This is a genomic window from Tumidithrix helvetica PCC 7403 (genome assembly GCF_965232925.1).
GTDB classification, from domain to species: domain Bacteria; phylum Cyanobacteriota; class Cyanobacteriia; order Pseudanabaenales; family Pseudanabaenaceae; genus Tumidithrix; species Tumidithrix helvetica.
In genome coordinates this window covers 20,896-43,203 of the sequence record NZ_CBDDRA010000038.1, presented here as the reverse complement: position 1 = coordinate 43,203, position 22,308 = coordinate 20,896, and the positions used below count along the sequence as shown (strand labels likewise).

Below are 22,308 nucleotides of genomic sequence, written 5' to 3'. Positions count from 1 at the left end.
TGGTGCTCAATGGAACCGTCACAATGTTGCTCAAGTCTTGAAGCATCGTTGTGCTTACCTCAACGGTTATTTCTATGCCCCTAAGTATATTTGCTCAGTGCCTAATTGAGATGCTCCCATTCATAAATTGCCCCTACAGGTCTACACAGAAGAAAGAACCTCTCATAGATCAAATAGAAATGTTATAGAAACCCCATTCAATGACTGAATGGAAAATAAAAGTCTCTAGCTTTCTTTCTGTTGCTTTTAACTAAATTCAAATATTAGAAATTACGTCTAAAAGGAAAAAGATAAATTATTTTCAATCCTTAAACTAGCTCTAAATAGGTTTTGTCATTTTGGAAAAGTTGAAACAGCGCATAAATTAAAGATACATAAGAATGTATAGAAATTGTAAATTTTCCTCAATATATTTCTTATGATTTACTTATAGAAAAATCTATAATTCGATTCCAGCGATCGCTTCGCTAAAGTTACAGCGAAAAGTGAACTAACGGTATGATATTAATCTTCTTTGGCATACACAGCCACAGGAACGCGCTTAAAAGCCGGCGTACCGCAGCGATCGTCAATGGGAACGCTAAAAATCGCATTCACCTCTGGATAGAACATCAATGCCGAGCCTTGGCGAATCTGCCCGTAGATAATCTCGACCTGCTCTAGTCTACCTTCATTTCCCTGCACAGTGACGCGCTGATGCTCGTGGAAATTCGCAGATTGAGCATCCATGGCATTGATCAAAATACAGTTGCGGTGAGGCATTCCCCGATAATAATCGCCCTGCTTGTACACGACCGTATTATGCTGACCATAACTGCGCCCCGTCCCTAGCGCTAATACAATTCCCTTTGTAGTATGAGGCAATCCAAATTCATCTAGACTTGGCAGGGTGAGTTTGGGTATTGGCGTCGCAAACATCTGTGCCTTCCGCGTGGGCGTGCCAAATTCAGGCTGATGGAAGATTCTACCGTCAATCGTAAATTCTCTTTTGGTGTCGTCAATTTCACCGATTTTGGCATAGCCTGGAATCGTCCGAGCAATCAATTGACGAATATACTTTGTATCTTGCAGCGATCGCCAATTTACAGGCGTATCTTTGTGAATGCGATCGGCGATTTCCGTGAGAAACTCCACTTCTGAAATCAAGTCTGTATCTTCTCTTTGCTGAAGATGGGAAGTACCTTCTTCATTGAAGCGGACAAAATTATTGCCAGATTCGGTGGTGGTTTTATGGGGGTTCTCAAATCGAGCGAATACAGGGACGATCAGAGTATTCTGCTTGGCGAGTCCGTGAAAATGCCCCAAATTGGGTTTGGTGGAAACATAGATAATCGTCTCAATTTTCGACAAGGCGCGTTTTGCTTGCCCAGAGTCAGGATTTGCCCCATAGAGATTTCCACCCAAGCAGAGCAATGTGTCGATCAGATCGCGATCGCTGGCTTCAATCAGAGCGCGAGTGTCGTAGCCCAACTTGCGACTGAGAGGGCGTTGCAGGACTTTCTCCAAAGCCTCCTGAATCTCTTGTTTGAGCTGAATCGTCACACCCATCGAGCCAAAACCCTGCACGTTGGAATGTCCGCGAATTGGCATTGTACCCGCACCTTCCTTGCCAGCATTGCCTGTGAGCAGAGCCGTATTGGCGATGCTAAAGATATTATCCACAGCATTGGCATGTTGGGTAACTCCCATTGCCCAAGCAAACACCACCCCCTGCGAAGTGCCGATCATCTGAGCGGCAATTTCTATTTCTGGCTGGGAAATACCACAGGTGTTTGTAATCTCTTCCCAATCTGTTGTTCTAGCCTGCTCGATGACTGCTTCCCAGCCCTCTGTGTATTGCCGCAGATAATCATATTGGACGAAACCCTTCTCTAGTAAAGACTTCTGGATTCCTACAAATAGTGCGACATCGCTGCCTGAGATTGGCTGTAGATAGTGTGAGGCAATTTCAGAGCCTGTGAGAAGGGATTCGATCGGGTAGGCAGGTGAGGCAAACTTAACTAAACCAACCTCCATTAAGGGATTGACGACGATTACCTTGCCACCGCGATCGCGTAGTTGAATCAGTTCGTTCATCAGGCGTGGATGGTTGGCGGGGGCATTGGAACCTATAAGTACCACACAGTCGCTCTTTTTGAGGTCAGCAAGACTGACCATCGAAGTACCCGAGCCAAACATTTGCTTCAAACCTACCGTGGAAGGCGCATGGCAGAGGTCGGAACAATCCGCTAAATTATTTGAACCCCTTGCCCGCATCATCAGTTGCAGTAAAAAAGCAGCTTCGTTAGAAGAGCGACCAGAGCTATAGGAAGCAATGCGATCGGGGGATTTGCGAAATGCTGCCTCGACAATTTCATACACTTCGTCCCATGAGATGCGCTCGAAGTGCGAAGCGTTTGCACGTTTAATTACAGGAAAGCTCAAACGACCGAGTTGGTCGGCTTCCATTGAGTTAAGCAGTTGCAGTTCCTCAAGACTGGAACGAGCAAAGAAATGGGTCGGAATCGGCTCCATTAATTCTGAAGCGATCGCTTCTACACTTTTGGCGCAGCGTTGTAAGAGTTCCTCATCCTCATTGCGAAAGCCTCCTTTTTGTCCACCAGTTCCCCAAGCACAAGATAAACAGGCACTTTTATGCATCAAGGTCTGCCATAGCAGTGCGCCTTTAGGTTGCAAGGTTTTTTCTGCCCAATAGGAAAGCACGGGTAGTCCGCCACCTACAGTTGGCTTCTGGGCAGGATATTGGGTGTTTTCTGCGTTTTCGTCGGACATAAACTTGATGGATACAGATATCTTTGAGTATATCTGCTGTTTAAATTACACCCCACTTTTTTAGCATAGCCCCCACAATACTCACTTGCTTGCTAAGATAGTAGCCATTGTAGGTAAACAGGAAGCACCCTTTTTATGTTCCAAACTGTACCTAAAGGCATAACCCTTCATGAATTTCTGGATTGGTATCCAGATGGTTATGGTCGCTATGAACTCTATGACGGAGTCGTTAGAACAGGTTTATAGGGTGGGAGAGCAATGAGAAGATGAAATACCATGTCTATTTAGTGCCATCCCCAGCCTCATCTGTTGACTGTGGAGGAGTTCGCTCGCCATCTGAAAGTTGAGACTTAAGGAATTCCAACTCGGTGTCGAGGTCTCGTTCGTGATTCACATCGATTGCAGAGTGGGCTGAGGGAGGCGTTTTTTGGGCATCCTGCTCTAAGCGATGAAAAGTTGTTAAAGCCTTGCTTTGGGGAATGGGGGCGCGATCGCGATCGCGGTTTGGTGAAGGCTTGAGCCGCTTTTGTGGTTGTTTTGTTTGTTGTTTTGTTTGCCTTATTGACGATCGGCGCAGCAGTTTGTATGTGAATATCCCTAACCCACCCGCGATCGAGCAAGGAATGAGAAGGCTAGCAATCGTGCGATAACCGATTTCCAGTCTATCCGTACCATCGACCCTTGCTTCGATCGCCAATTGCACGAAAAAGGGAACTTCTGAGAGCAGATCGTAACCTGTCTCATCTTCAATGCGATCGATACTGGTAACGTACTGTTTCCAATCCTGAGAAATTCTGTTTTCATTGGGCATATTGACGGCAATTACCCTTGTATTGAAACCAACATCGCCTGAATTTGAGCCGACACGATCGAGGATGACAATCACTTTCCAAACGTGCTGAGGCGCGATCGCCTTTCCATTCGCGATCGCTTCTTTCTCTCCGATTACGCCAGCCATGACGTAGAGTTCTTTCCCCTCTTTAGCAAGTTCTCTCGTATAGGTTTCTAGATCGTTCCACGCACCTTGGTTGTTTTTTGGAGCTTGCGGAATGATGTTGGTCATTAAAAAGGTTTCGGCATTGAGTGAATTGTTCTTCGTACGATCTGCCGAAGGCACCATATGTCCGCGATTGTAGACACTTTTTGCATAATCGTCTGGCATGATTTGAACTGTGCCAGGAGGCAAGCCACCATCGTTACGCCAAGCATTAGAACGCTCGGCTGCGCCTAGCCACGACGAATTAAGCTGCCAACTTGCCCAGTTGGGTGTCCCCCGATGGCGACTGTAAGACACCGCATATCCCTGCTTTAGCATCAGATAGTTGTCGATATTTTGGCGATCGGTCGTAGCCCCACTGGGATTTCCCATGGTCAAATGTACGCTGGCGGGTTGCTTAAAAAATTGAGAACCAGCATGTAAAGCAATTAAGCATAGCGAGCCCCCTAAAACGGCTGACGTTGCCCAAATTGCAGCGCTGTTCTTATTAGCCATTAACTTTATTGGGTGTATTAAGAATTTGGCTGTGTTAAGAATGATGTATTCAGCCTAATACCAATTTCAATTTATACCAATTTTACTTAGATTTGCAACAAATCTCGATTTGAGACCGCGCGGAGCGCGGTCTTTCAAAAGATAATGCGACGCATTATCTTTTGAAAATGGTATTACTTCAATGGGTACATTTGACATTGAAAGCCCGTAAAGCTATAACTGCAATGTTTTAGAACCTTCCTTTCATGGTGTGTCAAGTGTCAAGTAGACTAATTCTGTTGGGGAACGAGAAAAACCTCAGCAACAGCTAGTTACCGAGGCAGATTCTTGACAGATCCTTTACCTTCTCCCCCTCCCACAAATAATCCCTTTAACCCTTCCCCCTATCCCTACGGGTTCGTTCGTTGGTTTCCCATTCTCACGGTGCTGCGCAGTTATCAGCCCCAATGGCTATTTCGAGATATTAGTGCGGGATTGGTGCTTACGGCAATTCTCATCCCCGCTGGCATGGGCTATGCCGAAGCCGCAGGGTTACCCGCTATTTATGGTCTATATGCCACAATCGTTCCTTTAATCGCCTATGCCATCTTTGGTCCCAGTCGGATTTTGGTGCTAGGCCCTGACTCCGCATTGATTGCCCTGATTGCTGCCACGGTACTGCCACTATCCCATGGCGATACGAACCGTACCGTAGCGATCGCGGGAATGTTGGCGATTTTATCGGGATTCCTCTGTATTTTTGCGGGAATTGCTAAGTTTGGATTTATTACGGAATTACTATCGAAACCCATTCGCTATGGTTATCTGAATGGGATTGCCTTGACTGTATTTATCGGGCAATTACCCAAATTATTTGGTTTCTCTGTGCATGGGAATAGCCTCTTACAAGAATTGAACGAACTGGTGCAAGGGATTCTCGCAGGAAAAACCAATTGGACGGCATTGGCGATTGGCATATCATGCCTAGCGACGATCTTGGGATTTAAGCGATTTTTCCCTAAAATCTCAGGTGTCTTGGTTGCCGCGATCGGTGCAACTTTGATTACTTCGAGCTTTGGGCTAGCAACGACTAAAAATATTTCGGTTGTCGGGATATTGCCTCAGGGTTTGCCGACCTTTCAAATTCCCCAGATTACGCCGAGTGACTTCAATGTTTTATTGTCGAGTGCTGTAGCGATCGCTTTAGTCTCTTTTGCCGATATGAGCGTGCTATCGCGTACCTTTGCTCTAAGGGGTGGCTATAAAGTCGATCGCAACCAGGAACTAATTGCTTTGGGCATTGTGAATATTGCGACGGGATGTTTCCAAGGTTTTTCGGTCAGCAGCAGTGCATCGCGTACGCCCGTGGCGGAGTCAGCGGGAGCCAAAACCCAAATTACGGGTGTGGTGGGAGCATTATGTATTGCTTTGTTGCTATTTTTTGTGCCAATGTTGCTGCAAGACCTGCCCCACGCTGCCCTCGGTGCAGTGGTGATCTCCGCAACTTTTGCGATCGTGGAAATTTCCAATGTTTTGCGCCTTTATCAACTGCGTCGGTTTGAGTTTTTTCTATCGATTGTCTGCTTTTTGGGGGTCGCTTTATTGGGGGTAATTCAAGGAATTTTTATTGCGGTGGGGCTGGCTTTGCTGGCGTTTGTTTGGAGTGCGTGGCGACCCTATTATGCGGTACTCGGTCGGGTAGATGGACTCAAAGGCTATCACGATATTGTTAGACATCCCGAAGCAAGACGGATTCCTGGGTTAGTGCTTTTTCGTTGGGATGCCCCTTTATTTTTTGCCAATGCCGAAACCTTTAACTATCAAGTCATGCGATCGGTTGCCGATGCGCCAACCCCAAGCAAATGGGTGGTCGTGGCGGCAGAACCTGTAACCGATATTGATGTCACCGCAGCCGATGCGATCGCCGATCTAGATCGAACCTTGCAAGATGTGGGCATCGAGCTGTGTTTTGCTGAGATGAAAGGGCCCGTTAAAGATCGGCTGAAACGTTATGGTTTGTTTAGCAAGTTGGGCACTGAGAATTTTTTCCCGACCATTGGTCAAGCCGTCGATCGCTATTTAGAGGTACAGCAAGTGGAATGGCGCGATTGGGACGAACTATAGCAACCTACATGAACCAAAGTGCGAACGCTGCGGAACGAAAAAACGATTTTGGAATAATATGATCGATCGCTAATGGCATACCGATTAGCCGACTAGAGGTGAGACAGTACTCACAGCAATGCGATGCTTCAGAAATAACTTGTTGGCGAATAGACTTTGGGATAGATGACATTATGCTTCTGGTGGCAACTCATCTAGGGTTGGAATTGGATATCCGCGCCACCGTAAGATTGCCCATGCATGAGCTTTGGTTAACATCATCCGATCGACTGTTTTTCCTAAATCTTGGAGTTCTTGATATTCTATTTCTGAAAGTTCAGACTGTTGGTTTTTCTCAAGCAAATACTGGTGACGATCGCAATGTATTTCTGAGACTTGACTATGGGCAATTTCTAATAATTGATTGACATTTAATAATTGCATTTTCGATAACTCAGCTTGCATTTCTAATGGCAAGTTATCGACTGAGGGTGGCAGATTACCTGTAATACTCTGTAAAGCCAACGATTCTAAAGGTTGAGCAGTTTGCTCGGCAATGCGAGTCAACTGTTGAAAAAGTGGCTCAGGTAGCTCTAATGTCAGTTTTTGCATAATTTTTTTAGTGATAGCTTAATCTATATTAGCGATATTGCCGATCGCTAAGTCAAAAAGTCAATAGAGCCTTGTAGATAAAACAGCGATCGCTAAATTCATCACCAAAAATTGCGATCGCTCAAATACTAAACCCTTTGTATCTAAGCCTAGAGAATCCTTGACGTTTGGAAAGGAACTAAGGATTTTCTTCAAATATGGCTTCTAGATTCCGATCGCCTCAATCACTCGCATAATTTCTATGTCTTCATCAATGACGCGATAGAAGATGATTAATAGCTGTTTCACCATCAACGCCTTCTCCGCGATCGAGTTCTGCGGCGGCTATGTCGATTTTGTTGCCGAGTTCTTCGACCCAGCGATTGGCTCCGCCACGCAAGCTAACGTAATGGTTGCGTTTTTCTAGAAGTTGCAATGCTTCGGCAATTACTTCAGTGGCGTTGGTGTAGCGCCCTGTGGCAAGCTGGGTTTGAATGAATTGCTCTTGTTCGGGTTGGAGGGTGATAGGCATAGGTTAGTTAATGCGATTGTTATATCGATTATATCTAACGAGAAAATAATAAACATTATCCCTATTTTTCCCTTTTACCTTTTTACTTTTGCCTTGGAGGAATGCCACACATTTGGCGATCGTCATCGGTGGCATTGGGATTATTAACGAGATAGTCGTGCAACCACGCGCAACCCTTTGCTATCAGGTCATCAAGATTTAAATTCCACAATTTGACGGTTTTGTCTCCACTTCCTGTGGCAATCGTCTTACCATCGGGACTAAAGGCTACGCTAATGACACTAGCGCTATGCCCTTTGAAGGATTGGATTTCTTTACCTTCGAGATTCCACAATTTGACAGTGTTGTCCATACTCCCTGAAGCAATCGTCTTGCCATCGGGACTAAAAGCAACACTATAAACAAGCTCGCTATGCCCTTTGAAGGATTGGATTTCTTTACCTTCGAGATTCCACAATTTGACGGTGTTGTCCCAACTTCCTGTAGCAATCGTCTTGCCATCGGGGCTAAAGGCTACGCTCAAGACACTATCGCTATGCCCTTTGAAGGATTGGATTTCTTTACCTTCGAGATTCCACAATTTGACGGTGTTGTCCGCATTTACTGCAGCAATAGCAATCGTCTTGCCATCGGGACTAAAGGCTACGCTACTGACACTACCGCTATGCCCTTTGAAGGATTGGATTTCTTTACCTTCGAGATTCCACAATTTGACGGTTTTGTCTCCACTTCCTGTGGCAATCGTCTTACCATCGGGACTAAAGGCTACGCTACTGACACTACCGCTATGCCCTTTGAAGGATTGGATTTCTTTACCTTCGAGATTCCACAATTTGACGGTTTTGTCTCCACTTCCTGTGGCAATCGTCTTACCATCGGGACTAAAGGCTACGCTACTGACACTACCGCTATGCCCTTTGAAGGATTGGATTTCTTTACCTTCGAGATTCCACAATTTGACGGTGTTGTCCCAACTTCCTGTAGCAATCGTCTTGCCATCGGGACTAAAGGCTACGCTACTGACACTAGCTCTATGCCCTTTGAAGGATTGGATTTCTTTACCTTCGAGATTCCACAATTTGACGATTTTGTCCGCACTTCCTGTAGCAATGGTCTTGCCATCGGGACTAAAGGCTACGCTAATGACACTAGCGCTATGCCCCTTCAAGGCTTGGATTTCTTTACGTTCGAGATTCCACAATTTGACGGTGTTGTCTCCACTTCCTGTGGCAATCGTCTTACCATCGGGACTAAAGGCTACGCTAATGACACTACCGCTATGCCCTTTGAAGGATTGGATTTCTTTACCTTCGAGATTCCACAATTTGACGGTGTTGTCCCAACTTCCTGTAGCAATCGTCTTGCCATCGGGACTAAAGGCTACGCTAATGACAATAGCGCTATGGACAAAGCGATTTTTTTCTTGGACTCCATAGACAAACCGCGACAAATTAGCCATCACCAGCATTTGCGTATTTTTCTCGTCTCTTTTCCAGATTGCAGGATCTAAGCCTAAGTCCTTGAGTTTCCGTCCCGCGCTAACTGCCCTGATCAAAGCATCAAATACTAGCTCGTCCTTAAAGTCGCCCATAGCATCGAGACTCTTTATCCTTGCATCAGCAATTTGAATATCCTCATTTGCCACCTTCACAGCCTTTGCCGCCTTTGCCTGCTCCGCTAAAGCAATCGTGACCTTCCCTTCCGCATCCGCAATTTTCGCCTGCGCCGCCGCCACCTTCTCAGCCGACTCTTGTGATACCTTCTCCGCATCAGCCTTAGCCGCTTCTAGATTTTTTTGGGCTTCTTCCACATTCCGATCCGCTTCTTCTTTCTTAGTTAATGCTTCCTTAATACTTTGTCTCGCCTCAGCCTCAGTCTTTGCCGCCTGTTGTTTAATCTCATCCGCCCTTTTCGCGATCGCATCAGCCTCAGTTTTTACCGATCGCAAATCTTCACCCGCCTTTTTCGAATTAGCCAAAGCCTCTTTCTGAGTATCCGCAACCTTGACATTCGCTTCATTCACAAACTTAGTCGCCCATCCCCCCGCCACTGCTGCCAACAAAAGCGTCACCGCCAAAATTCCCGAACCAACAAAAACCCTCCGATCGGCTTTTAATTTTGCTTCTCCTAAAATAATTGCTTTTTCTTCGGCGATTTCCCTTGCTTGCTGTTCTGCCTCAAACTTGCGGCTACTCTCTACTCTCTCCATCTCCCGACTATCACTCAAAAAGCGATCGTCTTCCTTACTTAGCTGCTTCCCTTTCGCCCAATTCTCCGCATCCTCTAGCGCCTGCCCCCGCAACAAAAATGACTCTTTCTGCTCGGCACTCTCCTTCCACTGACTCAAAGCCTCCGCATAAAGAGCGGGACGCAAATCCGCTAAAGTCCGCTCCACCCAAGGCTGATTAAATACTGCCGCATAAATAGGATTGTAAACCGTCAGCCTATTCCCCCGCCTCACCACCAACCCCGTCAACCGCAATTGAATCTGCTCATCACTATCATCAGCCGCGATCCCCCCTCCCACCCTTACAAACAGGGGCTGAGACTTTTCTTCTCCCCCCCTCGATAAGGGGGACTGGGAGGGATCTTCACTCACACCTCCCGAAGAGATCCCCCCTCCCTTCCTTGCAAAAGGGGGCTGAGAACCTTCCTCTTGTTCCCCCCAGAATTGGGGGGCTAGGGGGGCATCTCCCAAAACCTGCTGGTACAACCCCAACAACCGCCCCCTCCCTCGCTCATCGATCCGCAACATCCGATCCTGCAACGTCTTTAAATGTTGCGGCACATCCTGTGCTTCCCAATTATCAATGATTCGCACCCGCACAACTTCCGCAAGCCACTCCGCAATATCCTTCCCAGATAGATCGTTCCCATGCTCTAACTCACCAATCACCAAACTCAACAACTTCTGCGTCAAAAAAGGCTGTCCCCCCGTCCAATTCAACACCTCCACCATCACTGCCGATGGATCGCTCACCTTCCCCTCTAAACCGATCGCTAAGGGCTGCACCTCCTCCAACTGGAAGCCCTCCATCGAGATCGCCACACCAATATTAAAAGCCGAGTGATTATGTCCGCGAATCAACTCTCTAGGCGTAGTCACACCAACAAAAGCAAAGGATAACCGATTGAACTTCGAGTCCTGATCGCGACTTTCATAAAAAGAGCGAATTAACATAAAAAAGTCATCCGCCATCTCATCCTTCAGGTTGAGCAGGTTATCAATCTCTTCCACAAAGATTACAATCGGCTGCGAAATCTCAACTAAAAGAACTTTAGAAATAAAATCATTCAGACAGCGCACGGGTGACAGCAAAGGTCGCGCTTCCCACCAAGTTTCTAGATCGAAGCGATCCTCTAACCCAAAACTCTCCACAAGGCTGCTAATTACGCTGGCATACCACTGCGATTGATCTAGCTGCGTGCCGATCGTCTGCGGATCGAGCGTCGCACAACGTATCCCATCCCTCTCTAACTTCTGAATCGTCCGCACCCGCAAGCTCGACTTCCCCATCTGCCGCGAATTAAACACATAACAGCATTCCCCCGCTTTCAGGCGATCGTACAGCTCCCGATCCGCCTGTCGCTCCACATAGGTTGGCGCATCCACAGGCAAACTACCACCCACGCGGTAGACCGAAGTACTAGCTAATGGCTCATTGGGTAATTCTGATGGCATAACCTACTAGCTCAACCTATCCTTAAAATATAAGCGATATAAATTGCATCGAGTTACAATATCGTTACCTTGCCGTTTAATCAATCCCATACTGTCCAGTTTAAACGCCTCCTTCGATCCCAATCTGGTTGCACCATCAGTATTGACAACCTTAAGCATCGCCGCCACCAGTTCGGGATTCGCCTCCAACTGCTGCAACCTCTCATTGAGATAATCCCCAAAAATTCCCTCTTCCGTCGGCGCAGTGCGCACCAACTCCTCAAGCCCAATATCCTCATGAGCAATGCGATCGATCGCCTTCTGCACTAAATAGGGATGCCCGCCGATCGTATCCATCATTTGAGAAGTTTCTAACTCAGCCCAAGGTAACCCATAGGCATTGGCTAAAGCTAGTACTTCTGGAGCTTCTAGTTCACCTAGCTCGATTGGCAATCCCACATTAAACGGTGATTGATTAATATTGTGGGCAGCATAGGACTCTTGCGAATAAACAATCATTTGCCGCAACTTACCCCAGACTTTACTGGTATTCACCTTCTCAAACCAACCGCGCAACAAACCGCAAAAATCAGCCTCAATATCGGGATATCTAAACACGCAATCAAAATTATCGATCGCAATCACCAAAGGCGAATCCGCACTATTTAAAAAGAACTTTTCGACATACTTCGTGCAATTAGTATTTGCGCCCAAAAATCCTTTCCAAGCATCCTCAGGACGCTGCTCGATCTCCAAGCAGTCACCAACATAGGCACAGAACCATTGCAAAAACTTGTTAATATCCGCAAATATTTCCTTATTCGCCTCGCGCAAATCGATCGCCGCCGTGCGATATCCCTGCTGGGTGGCATATTCCAAGACTCGCCCCATCATCATCGATTTCCCCATGCGTTCGGGCGATTTAATTCTGATCAAAGTCCCTGCCTTCACCACCTCCTCATAACAGCGCTGCTCTAACCGCGATCGCACGATATAAAAGTAGCCATTATTTGCCACCACCGAAATATCAGTATTACGATTAAGCTTTGGCAAACTGCGATCGCGCTTTAGTAATACAGGCGTAAATTCTTCAGGAATACTTTCTAAAGCGATCGCATTCACTCCTGACGCAAAGGCATCCTCAATCGAGCGATCGTCCCAAATCGCCCGATAAAACCCCTCCGCAAACTTCCGTGCCGCCTCATCACCGATCGCCTGATTCATGCCGACCACATAGGGAATATGCTGCGCGATCGCCTCAGCCTGCACCTCTGCATAGCAAGCATTAAGCACCACACATTGGATTTGATTGGCAAACAGCTTAAACAAATTCGCTAGAGCCTGCGTACTGACCAGCTTTACCCCGCCATCCTCATTCTCAAAAGCTAAACCCTGCTCACCGCCACCATGCCCTGAAAAATGTACGATCTGCGGTTTAAGGTTGAATAAGTACGACTGTAAATCTTGAGGGCGTATTGCGCCGCGTGACTCAATAACAAAGCGATCGCGATTTGCCGATCGCTCCAATGTCGTGCGAATTTCTTCCACCTCTTTATCCAGCCGCAACCTCACTGTATCTAGGGGATTAGCTGCCAAAATCAAGATTTTTTTAGTTGCCATACATTTCAAACCAACAGCTTAAAAGTAGCTGTTACTAGCTCTACCCCTACGTTATGATGCCAAGGCTAAAAAAGCCGAAGTATACTCAAATTTTTCAGATTCAGACTTTGTAGCATCATATCGCCTAATCTCTATATAATGCCTAAACTGCCTAGATACTTCGGGGCTTTGCCTTTTTGGGACTACTACTTTATGATCGCTTCGCTATCAGAGCGATCCACCAAATATCCATCTTCCATATAAATGATGCGATCGGCGAGGTCGAGAATGCGATTGTCGTGGGTTACGAGTAGGATCGTACAACCCTGTTCTCTCGCCAGTTTCTCCATAATTTCCACCACATCGCGTCCTGATTTCTTGTCGAGAGCAGCGGTGGGCTCATCCGCCAGAATAATCTTGGGTTGGCTGACGAGGGCGCGAGCGATCGCCACCCTTTGTTTCTGTCCGCCTGACAGATCGCTGGGATAGTAATCCATTCGATGGGCTAGACCTACTGCTGTTAAGACATGCCGAATGCGATCGTCTGCCTCTGTTTCGGTGATATCGTGGATTTCTAAAGCCATTTCGACATTCTGATAAACCGTGAGAAAGTTCAAGAGGTTGTGGGCTTGAAAGATATAACCAATATTGCGACGCGCCAAGGTCATCTGTTCGCGACTAGCGTTGAGCAATTCCTGCCCGAGAATGGATAAACTGCCTATCTGAGGCGATCGCAAACTGCCCATCAGCGTTAGCAGCGTAGTTTTACCAGAACCCGATGGTCCCGTCATAATTATGATTTCGCCCCGCTGAATTTGCAGGTTAATCTCAAATAACACCTGTTTGCGCAGCGAACCCTGCCCGTAGTAATGATTGAGATCGGTAATCGAGATTACAGGTTCAGAGGATGTATGGATAGATTCGGGGATTTCTAGCGCGTGAGATGGAAACATAGGCGGCTCCTAGAAAATATCGGCAGGGTCGGCAGTCTGCAACTTGCGCACTGCCAACGCAGCAGAAGCAGAACACATGATTGCAGTAAGAAGGAAGACAAACACAATTCGTCCAAGATCCATCGCCATCGGTAGGGATGTGGCAATCTTCGTAACCTGATAAACACCTAAGGCGATCGCTGTGCCCGGGAGAAAACCCAATACCGCTAAGATCAAGGATTCTTGGAAGACCACAATCAGTAAATAGCGATCGCGAAACCCCATTGCCTTGAGCGTGGCGTATTCTGGCAAATGGTCGGTGACATCGCTATAGAGAATTTGATAGACAATCACAGCCCCGACGATAAAAGCAATTACCACTCCTAAATCGAAAGTGTAGCCAATCGGCGTACTGGCATTCCAAAAAGCAACTTCAGCTTGAATATATTCTTCTTTGGTCATGACCTTGACATCATTGGGCAGGCGCGATCGCAACTCTGCCAGAACCCTTTGTACATCCGCATCTGGTTTGAGCTTAACCACACCTACATCAATCAGCCCCTTTTGACGGAAGGGAGCCATACGCAGGAAATTGATGTCGCTGGTAATCAGATAGGCATTGATGCCAAAGGTGGGGCTGAGCCGAAACAGTCCCCCGATCTGAACTTGACGTTCGTTAATTTCTGTCGTGACGGGTTCTCCTGCCTGAAGGTGTTGGGCGATCCCGCCGAATTCGCTGCGGGAGTTGGCATTAAATAGGGCTGTGTCGGGTTCCCTCAAGCGAGCTCGATTAGCTTGCACACCAGCTAAACTCATGACGTGATGTTCGGGGTTGATGCCAATGGCATAGATGTCCCAAATCTCCTTGCTGTAGGGATTGCGCCATTGAATGAAATTGAGATAAATCGGGCTGACGGATTCCACTCCTGTGACACCTGCGGCGGTATAGAGTCTTCTTTCGGTAAACCTGTCTAGGGAAATGAGCGATCGCGATCGGCTACTTAAGAGTACAATTTCGCCATTTAAACTTTGATGGAACTCCACAGCACTGCTAAACAAAGCGCCACGAAAGCCCATTTGTAGAAACATCAACAGATCGGCAAAGCTAATCCCAGCGATCGCCACCAGCAACCTAGCTCGTTCCTTCCGTAATTGCAACCAAGAGAGAAACAGCGGCTTTTTCTTTTTCTGGCCAGTTCCTCTCTTCTCAATCTTTTCTTTCATACAGCGATCCTTAATTATTTGTGAACATGGCTTCTAGCTCTTGCAGGCAAGATGCCTGCGCTACAAATTAATTACAATTTATTTAGGATTGCTATAGATTCGAGCAGCTTATATGTCATGGTGACCTTCCTCAAGACTGGACATCGATCGCTACCTGAATGCTGAGATTGGTTAGCCCCGATACCTTACGGCTAGATGCTTCATCCAAAAGCACTTTCACTTCCACAACCCGCGCATCAAATTGCGCCGCAGGATCGGTATTCAGGACATCTTTCTTGTTAATCTCCAACCCCACTTCTACAACCTTGCCCCGCAGTAGATCGGGAAAGGCATTGTTCTTACTGGTGACGATCGCTGACTGTCCGATCCGAATGCGACTGATATCCAACTCATAAACTTCTGCGACTGCCACCATGCGCTGGGTTTGTCCCAAGCTAATCACACCTTTACTACCGACGAGTTCTCCCGCGCGGGTATGAATTTTGAGAACCTGTCCATCCTGTGGCGATCGCACGATCGCCAGATCCAGTTCGGCTTTTGCCCTTGTTAGACTTGCCTCTGCCTGTGCCACCTGTGCTTTGGCAACATCCACATCCACAGGACGCACCTCCGCAACTTGCTCGAGTGTCGCTTGGGCTTCTGCCACCTGCTGCTGCCGCGATCGGCGAATTCGACTCAGTTCGGCCTGTGCCTCCTGCAATCTTTGCTGGGCGGTATCTGCGGTTAATCGTTTGCTATCGCGCAAGGAAGCAGAAACAGCTCCCTCGGTCTGGAGATATTGATACCGCTGACCTTCTAGCTCTGCATTGCGAAGTTCTGCTTCTAAACGCGCGATCGCTGCCTCTTGTGTCGCCGTTTCCGTTTGCAATTCGATCTGGAGGCGATCGACCACCCTTGCCTGCGCTCGAATTTGCCCTGACTTCGCACCTGCTTCCACTTGCCGCAGGCGAGATAATGCTACGGTAACCTGCTCCTGTGCCTCGCGAAACGCTGCTTCCCTACGGGCGTAAGTATCCAAAAGTGCGATCGCTTCACCCTTGCTAATCTGCTGCCCGTGAGTCACTTTGAGACTCTCAACCCTCGCCCCATCTAAGGAAGTGGGAGCGAATACCTGAATCACTTCACCATCGGGTTCTAATCGCCCCAAAGCAGAAACCGACTCTACTTTAGGGGGAGTTTGGGAGATCGGCGGTGTTGTTGCACGATTGCCGATCGCGACATAGCCAATCGCACCGACGCTCAAAGAGGCGATCGCTATAAATGCCAGCGAGAAGTAGCGATTTTTTGTCCATGTCAGGCTCATGCTATTCAACCCTCGCCACACCCAAGTTTTTTCCTTGTTGATGCTTCGTCATGCCGTGCATGACGCCGCCCATAATTCTTACCCTCGCCCACCGAGGCAACAGTGCCAGCGAATAGGCAAGTAGCTTTGATAAAAATCCTGGTAGCACGGTGGACTGGTGACCCAGAGCCTTCAAGGTTGCCTCAGCGACTTCGTCTGGACTCAGCGCCTTGCCCATCTGCATCCCCGCACGATTGGCGAAACCGCTATTGGTTGGGCCTGGAGCGGAAGCGATCGCATCCACCCCCAAGGGCGCAAGCTCCACGTATAGTGCCTCGGCAAGGGTCTGCACGTAGGCTTTCGTGGCAGCGTAGTGAGCAGCAAAGGGCATTCCTTGGAACCCCACAATCGAACTCATCAGAACGATGCCACCACGACCGCGTTCTGCGAACCGCCGCCCGAAGTGCCAACTCAAGCCCAAAAGCGATCGGCAGTTCACATTGAGCATTTCCATCTCTTGCTCCAGCCGGGAGTGGAGAAACTGCCCCGATGTGCCAAAACCAGCTGCTGCCACCAGCAAACCGACATCCAAATTGCGAGTAGTAGCAGCGAGGGTTTCAACTGCTGTCTCGAATGCTAAGTCGAGTCTCACAACCTCAACGTCAATCCCATGCTGCGCAGTCAAATCCTCCGCCATCCCCTCTAGCGCCGCTTGGCTCCGCGCCACCAGCACCAGATTTAGCCCTGCCTCAGCCAACCTAAATGCGATCGCACGACCAATGCCAGACGAAGCACCCGTAACCACTGCCCATGAGCCATAGCGGTCATACAACCGCCTCTGGCATCTTGCTGCCGAATTTCTGTTGCCCATTGCAAATTATATTTTTTGTATTCAAGTTTTTGAGTACAAAAAATAAGGTACACTGAAACAATTCAATTCGTCAAGCAATTTTTAGTCCGTATTTTTTAAGTTCTATATTTTAAAAACGCAAGTCTATGGCTCTCAAGCACACCATTCTCGCCTTTCTATCGCGGCAACCGCTGAGCGGCTATGAAGTTGCCAAAGAATTTGCTGAAGGGTTTGGGGGATGCTTTTGGAAAGCCAGCCAGCAACAGGTTTATGCCGAACTCACCAAATTAGAACAGCAAGGTGACGTCACCTATGAGGCAATTCCCCAACCAGGACGCCTAGACAAGAAAATCTATTCCATTACCGATCGCGGCAAACAAGAACTCACCGATTGGCTGACCAAACCCATGGAACCCACTGCGATTCGCGAAGATCTCGGCGTTATGGGATTGGCGGGACATCTCGTGCCCCATCAAGCGATCGTCCGCGAAATCGAACGAAGACGACAGCTCCATGCCGACATGGCGCAGCAGGTCAAAAAGCTAGACGAACACTTTGCCAACCATTTAGAATCGCTGGAACTCAAAGATCTCTATATGCACCTAGTCATTCGTCGTGCCATTCGCTATCAGGAAGATTGGGTGGCATGGTGTGACGAAGCCCTGCAAGCAATTGAAAGGGAAATTAAAGCGAGTAAAACAGACTTGTCCCAATAAAAGAGCTGGCAAAGCGAAGGAGTCAAGTCAATTTCTTTAGATGTAGGCAAAGGGACAATTGCGGATAGAATAGGATTCTTTCCTGTTTAGAGCGATCGCTGAGTGATGAAATTGGTATTCGCAAATAATCTTGTTTGTCCCATTGATGGTTCTGCACTCACGCCCCACGAACATAGTTTGACCTGTCCGAAAGGGCATAACTTTGATAAAGCCCGTCAGGGCTATCTAAATCTGCTCGTCGTCCAACATAAAGCATCCCGAGACCCAGGCGATACCAAAGAGATGGTGGCTGCACGCACAAGGTTTCTGAGTACTGGGTGCTACGAACCCATTGCCCATGCGATCGCCGATTTGACAAAAAAGCATCTAGCACATATCCCTTGTGCGGAACGGGTTACGATTCTTGATGCGGGCTGTGGCGAAGGCTATTATCTGGATTGGATGGGCAAAAAAGCTGCAACATGGAACTCAGAGGCCGTCTTGATCGGGCTAGATATTTCTAAATGGGCGATTCAGTCAGCCGCCAAACGCAGTCGAGAAATTACTTGGATTGTAGGCAGTAACCGTCGTCCGCCATTTCTTGCAAGGTCGATTGATTTGATCGTTTGCGCGTTTGGGTTTCCAAGTTTTGAAGACTTTCGTCATATCCTCAAGCCAAGGGGGAAAATTATTCTGGTCGATCCTGGTGTAAATCACCTGATTGAGATGCGTCAAGTGATTTATTCCGAATTAAGGGAAAAAATATCACCCGCGATCGCATCGACTGAAGCAGAAGGCTTTAACCTAGTGGATCGTTACAATCTGTCCTATCGATCGGAAGTATCCAGATCGGAAGATATTCAAGATTTGTTCGCTATGACCCCTCATTACTTCCGCAGCCCCCAATCAGGCAAAACTGCTCTGGCTCAACTTAAGCAACTCGCATTTACGGTCGATGTCAACTTCCGCATTCTTGTAGTGGCTTAAATCGGCAATCTTTCTATGCTAGGCATTGGGAGCCTAAGCAGAAGCAGTGCCCCTACATGGGTTCCATCTGTTCTTGCTTTTGTTTCGTTAGAAACGCGATCGCTTCGAGATCGAATTTAGCCAGAATTTCTGCGCCAGTCCAGCGGTGGTGGGTAAACTGATGCAAGGAAAAATCAAACTCTTTACTCACCGCCCAAAGTACGAAATTGGGATTGGTTTTCGCCGCTTCTATTTCCGTACAGGTAATCGTAAAGGAGATCTGGCGATCGGAATTTAAGGAGAAGCTCTTGATCGAGACATCCTCGCGCAAATCTTCTTTGGTGCATTCCAGATCGTAGATTGATTCGGCTCTCTCGACCGATCGCACTTGCCAGCCGTCAAGAATATATTGCGAAGTCACGGTAATGATCGCGGTTCGATCGGCGAAGTTATATTCACCTAAGGGCACAACCACAATCTTTTCAACGGGCTGCTCTACAACTCTTTCAACAATTTTCTCGACTTCGACAGTTTTTTCTACAACTCTTTCAACTTCAACAATTTTTTCTACTTCAACAATCTTTTCAACGATAACCTCAACAGTTTCAATCTCTTTTTGGATCACGATCTGAGGCGAGGATTCCACGTCGTCCTGCACTACAGGTACTTGGGATGGAGTCCGCTCGGAAAACCGTTGCTCTGGTTCCCTTGTTTCATCCGCAGGATGGAAATCTTGCCGATACTCAAGCTTGGGCTCTGCTTCAGGCGTGAATTCGGATCGATATTCTCGCGACTCTCTAGCGGATAGGGGTTGCCTCTCTGGGACTTCATGGGGCAGGTTGGCGCGCTCGCGATCGGGCGTAGAGAAATCTAAAGCAATTCGCTTTGCCTCGTTTAATCCATTGGTTTGATGGGAGTTTTGCTCGGGCGATAGATTCGACGAATCGGGTTTCTCGGTAAGTAATTTTGTCGTGGGTTCGGCTTCAGATTCTTCGGCAAGGGTTTCGATTAGGACCTTCGCTTTTTGATAATTATCGAGTTTGCCCTGTTCCTTATAAAGCTTGGCTGCTTTACGCAGATTTGTTTTGGCAGCATTGTCATCCTTGAGTTCGGGTTGGGAATGGGCTAAACCACGGAAATAATAGGCATCGGCAAAGTCAGACTTGAGCGCGATCGCTTCGCCAAAATCCCGCACAGCATCTGGATATTCCTTAAGAATAAAATTCGCCCGCCCGCGTCGGAACCACACCTGCTCTTGGCTGGGATCGATTTCTAAATAACGGCTGTAGTTTGAGATCGCTTGCTCAAAACTCTTGAGTTTAAAAAAGGTATTGCCGAGGGCAAACAGAGCATCTGTATAGCCTGCGTCGATTTCGATCGCTTGGGAATGGTCGGCGATCGCCTTTTCATATTGCCCTAACTTGAAATAGGCGAGACCGCGCTTGTAATAAGCATCTTTTGCCTTGTCAGGACGAAACGAAACCGCTTGGGTATAGTCAACGATCGCTTCTTTATATTCTTTTAAGCCAAAGTAAACATCGCCACGCCCAATGTAGGCACGCACGAAGTTAGATCTAGATTTGATCGCTTGGGTAAAGGAATCGATCGCATCTTCGGTAAATCCCTGTTGGCTATCTTCAAGCCCCCAGCGATAAAATACATCGACGATCCTGATGCCCTTGCGTTTTTTTGCCGCTTGTAGAGAAAATCGATCCCATTCGCGATCGAGCAAGCGCGTATATTCTTCGCGAAATACACCTGCCTCGGTTTGAGGTTCGAGGGGCAGACCCTCAAATTGGGGTAGTTGGCGCAGTTTATCAATTCTTAGTGGCTCGTCAAAGCTGACGCAAGCATCGATCGCAATCCACACCCGAAAGCTATTGGGCGCGGAATCGATGTCATAGGCCTCGCTCAGTTCTCGGTAGCGCGGCGATTTGAGTCTTAGTTGATATTCGCGATCGGCAGGTACGACCTGACCGCTGGCAAAATAGCCCTGAAGGCTGCTACCAATGCGCTTAAAGTATGCCCTGTCGCCAACTTTAACGGTTTGAATATTGGCACAGTTCCAAGTGATGATATATTGCTCCCCCTCGGCAATATCCTCGATCGCTTCAGCGAGAAAATCTCTGATTTCGGGCTCAACTTGCTCATCGCAAAGAAAAATTCTAGTCACCATAGGGTTATATTCTAGGTTTTGTGAGGCGATCGCCAAACTTTCAATAACGCTCAATCTGTAGCACTCAATTAGGATATTTCAACACATAAGCAATTCTATTATTCTAATAGATTGCCTATAAACTATACCAGTTGCTCACATAGCGTACTACTCTATGCATCTAGTTTACGACCTAGCAGAATTACAAACGCTGATAGCCCAGTCGCCACAAGATTGGCGGCCTTTAGTGTTTACCAATGGCTGTTTCGATCTGATTCATGTGGGGCATGTGCGCTATCTTGCTGCGGCTAAGGCACTAGGTAAGACCTTGGTGGTAGGGGTCAATAGTGACACCTCGGTGCAACAACTTAAGGGCAATACGCGCCCCTATGTACCCGAAGCCCAACGCGCCGAAGTTTTAGCGGCTCTAAAATCTGTGGATGCCGTGGTAATTTTTTCAGAAGTAACAGCGGTGGCAATCATTGAGGCGATCGCACCCGATATTTATGTCAAAGGTGGGGACTATACGCCCGAAACTTTGCCAGAGACTCCAGCAGTAAAGGCTTGCGGCGCAAGTCTAGAATTAATTAAGGTAGAAATCCCCACCTCAACCACAAAAATCGTTCAAAAGATTCTTAACAACTCTCAATCTCTCTAAGACTCTCCCCAAAAGCAACCATCGCATCTAGATGAGAATCTATTAACAAACATTGCTCTAGATGGTGAATATCCAGATCGGGCAAACATAAACTGCTCTGCCTTTGCTCGTATTTCCCTTGCTGCAAGCAATAAATGTTTATCTTCCCATCTTCCCAAAACCAAACTTCGGGTACACCACACAATTGATATTTTCTGAGCTTTTGCGTACTTCCACTTGTCACCACGACCTCTTTACACAAATCAGAAATCTCTTTCTCTGTGCCAAAGTTATAAGGTAATTGCTCAACCCAGTAAAATCAACTCAATTAGTTTGTTGGATAATTTAATTGCTGCACTACATTTGTCATTTCTAAAAGGCGCAACTACGCTCAGAAAACGACCCTCATGCCAATAAAGCCATTACAGTCTTTGTGAATCCTATTGGGCGGGATGCCATGATGTCTGCAAAATCGATCCCCTTTCCAATCGGCTCTGTCATTGTAAAAAAGAAGGTCGATCCGCGATCGCTGGAGGATGTCGCTCTTTTATACACAGTCATGATCAAGCATCAACCTTCCTTTAACCATAAAGCTGGTGGTTGGGAATTCGCCGTGGTTTCAGGGGACAGTCAAAAGACACAAGCAAGGGGTGCTTTGGCGAGTTGTATGGGTTGCCATGTGCCCCAACAACGGAATGACTATGTTTTTCGCACCTATCTACCTAAGTGACCTGCTTCAAAGATCCTGAAAAGCTGTCATCTTTGGAGTCTGCTTCAACAACCCCAAGAAAATTCGTTAAATCGATTTAGTTGCCAAGATCGTAAAACGCCTAGCTCT

At 47.4% G+C, this 22,308-nt stretch carries 17 protein-coding genes and 1 pseudogene; 5 read left to right on the top strand and 13 right to left on the bottom strand.

Features of this window, described 5'->3' with window-relative positions:
* Positions 1–504 precede the first annotated feature (504 nt).
* Positions 505–2,772: an FdhF/YdeP family oxidoreductase gene (locus ACP2WE_RS23675; RefSeq protein WP_425217987.1), complete on the bottom strand. Its 2,268-nt coding sequence runs from the start codon at positions 2,770–2,772 to the stop codon at positions 505–507.
* Between the two features lie 280 nt (positions 2,773–3,052).
* Entirely contained in the window at positions 3,053–4,264 is a 1,212-nt protein-coding gene (locus ACP2WE_RS23670) for a DNA/RNA non-specific endonuclease (protein ID WP_425217986.1), read from the bottom strand.
* 327 nt (positions 4,265–4,591) lie between these two features.
* Between ACP2WE_RS23670 and ACP2WE_RS23665 the strand changes: the two genes are divergently transcribed.
* Complete coding sequence (locus ACP2WE_RS23665; RefSeq protein ID WP_425217985.1) at positions 4,592–6,367, top strand: SulP family inorganic anion transporter; 1,776 nt, start codon at positions 4,592–4,594, stop codon at positions 6,365–6,367.
* A 171-nt stretch (positions 6,368–6,538) separates the two neighbouring features.
* Here the strand turns inward: ACP2WE_RS23665 and ACP2WE_RS23660 are convergent, their stop codons facing one another.
* The 9 genes from ACP2WE_RS23660 to ACP2WE_RS23620 form a co-directional block, all read right to left on the bottom strand.
* On the bottom strand, positions 6,539–6,958 hold the full coding sequence (locus ACP2WE_RS23660) for a hypothetical protein (protein WP_425217984.1): 420 nt from the start codon (positions 6,956–6,958) through the stop codon (positions 6,539–6,541).
* Positions 6,959–7,018: 60 nt separating this feature from the next.
* Entirely contained in the window at positions 7,019–7,153 is a 135-nt protein-coding gene (locus ACP2WE_RS23655) for a hypothetical protein (protein ID WP_425217983.1), read from the bottom strand.
* A gap of 55 nt (positions 7,154–7,208) precedes the next feature.
* Positions 7,209–7,469 carry a ribbon-helix-helix domain-containing protein gene (locus ACP2WE_RS23650; protein ID WP_425217982.1) on the bottom strand — a complete coding sequence of 87 codons (261 nt, stop codon included), beginning with the start codon at positions 7,467–7,469 and terminating at the stop codon, positions 7,209–7,211.
* Positions 7,470–7,551: 82 nt separating this feature from the next.
* Positions 7,552–11,151, bottom strand: a complete 3,600-nt coding sequence (locus ACP2WE_RS23645) for a WD40 domain-containing protein (RefSeq protein WP_425217981.1) — start codon at positions 11,149–11,151, stop codon at positions 7,552–7,554.
* A gap of 6 nt (positions 11,152–11,157) precedes the next feature.
* Entirely contained in the window at positions 11,158–12,750 is a 1,593-nt protein-coding gene (locus ACP2WE_RS23640) for an AAA-like domain-containing protein (protein ID WP_425217980.1), read from the bottom strand.
* Between the two features lie 185 nt (positions 12,751–12,935).
* Positions 12,936–13,682 (bottom strand): DevA family ABC transporter ATP-binding protein, encoded by a 747-nt coding sequence (locus ACP2WE_RS23635; RefSeq protein ID WP_425217979.1) that lies wholly within the window; start codon positions 13,680–13,682, stop codon positions 12,936–12,938.
* A gap of 9 nt (positions 13,683–13,691) precedes the next feature.
* Positions 13,692–14,885 carry an ABC transporter permease DevC gene (gene devC / locus ACP2WE_RS23630; RefSeq protein ID WP_425217978.1) on the bottom strand — a complete coding sequence of 398 codons (1,194 nt, stop codon included), beginning with the start codon at positions 14,883–14,885 and terminating at the stop codon, positions 13,692–13,694.
* Between the two features lie 130 nt (positions 14,886–15,015).
* Complete coding sequence (locus ACP2WE_RS23625) at positions 15,016–16,188, bottom strand: ABC exporter membrane fusion protein (RefSeq protein ID WP_425217977.1); 1,173 nt, start codon at positions 16,186–16,188, stop codon at positions 15,016–15,018.
* A gap of 1 nt (position 16,189) precedes the next feature.
* Positions 16,190–17,038, bottom strand: coding sequence for an SDR family NAD(P)-dependent oxidoreductase (locus tag ACP2WE_RS23620; RefSeq protein ID WP_425217976.1), 849 nt, complete (start codon positions 17,036–17,038; stop codon positions 16,190–16,192).
* Positions 17,039–17,163: 125 nt separating this feature from the next.
* On the opposite strand from ACP2WE_RS23620, the gene ACP2WE_RS23615 reads away from it, so the two are divergent.
* Both ACP2WE_RS23615 and ACP2WE_RS23610 read left to right on the top strand, forming a co-directional pair.
* Positions 17,164–17,733, top strand: coding sequence for a PadR family transcriptional regulator (locus tag ACP2WE_RS23615; RefSeq protein ID WP_425217975.1), 570 nt, complete (start codon positions 17,164–17,166; stop codon positions 17,731–17,733).
* Between the two features lie 105 nt (positions 17,734–17,838).
* Complete coding sequence (locus ACP2WE_RS23610) at positions 17,839–18,699, top strand: putative RNA methyltransferase (protein ID WP_425217974.1); 861 nt, start codon at positions 17,839–17,841, stop codon at positions 18,697–18,699.
* Between the two features lie 52 nt (positions 18,700–18,751).
* Here ACP2WE_RS23610 and ACP2WE_RS23605 read toward each other — a convergent pair whose 3' ends face one another.
* Positions 18,752–20,908, bottom strand: a complete 2,157-nt coding sequence (locus ACP2WE_RS23605) for a tetratricopeptide repeat protein (RefSeq protein WP_425217973.1) — start codon at positions 20,906–20,908, stop codon at positions 18,752–18,754.
* Positions 20,909–21,008: 100 nt separating this feature from the next.
* On the opposite strand from ACP2WE_RS23605, the gene rfaE2 reads away from it, so the two are divergent.
* Complete coding sequence (gene rfaE2 / locus ACP2WE_RS23600; protein ID WP_425217972.1) at positions 21,009–21,491, top strand: D-glycero-beta-D-manno-heptose 1-phosphate adenylyltransferase; 483 nt, start codon at positions 21,009–21,011, stop codon at positions 21,489–21,491.
* Here the strand turns inward: rfaE2 and ACP2WE_RS23595 are convergent.
* Positions 21,469–21,732, bottom strand: a complete 264-nt coding sequence (locus ACP2WE_RS23595; protein ID WP_425217971.1) for a Uma2 family endonuclease — start codon at positions 21,730–21,732, stop codon at positions 21,469–21,471. The two genes, rfaE2 and ACP2WE_RS23595, sit on opposite strands and share 23 nt — an antisense overlap.
* 144 nt (positions 21,733–21,876) lie before the next feature.
* Here ACP2WE_RS23595 and ACP2WE_RS23590 point away from each other — a divergent pair.
* Positions 21,877–22,200, top strand: a pseudogene (locus tag ACP2WE_RS23590) (cytochrome P460 family protein); the annotation flags it as partial.
* Positions 22,201–22,308: the final 108 nt, after the last annotated feature.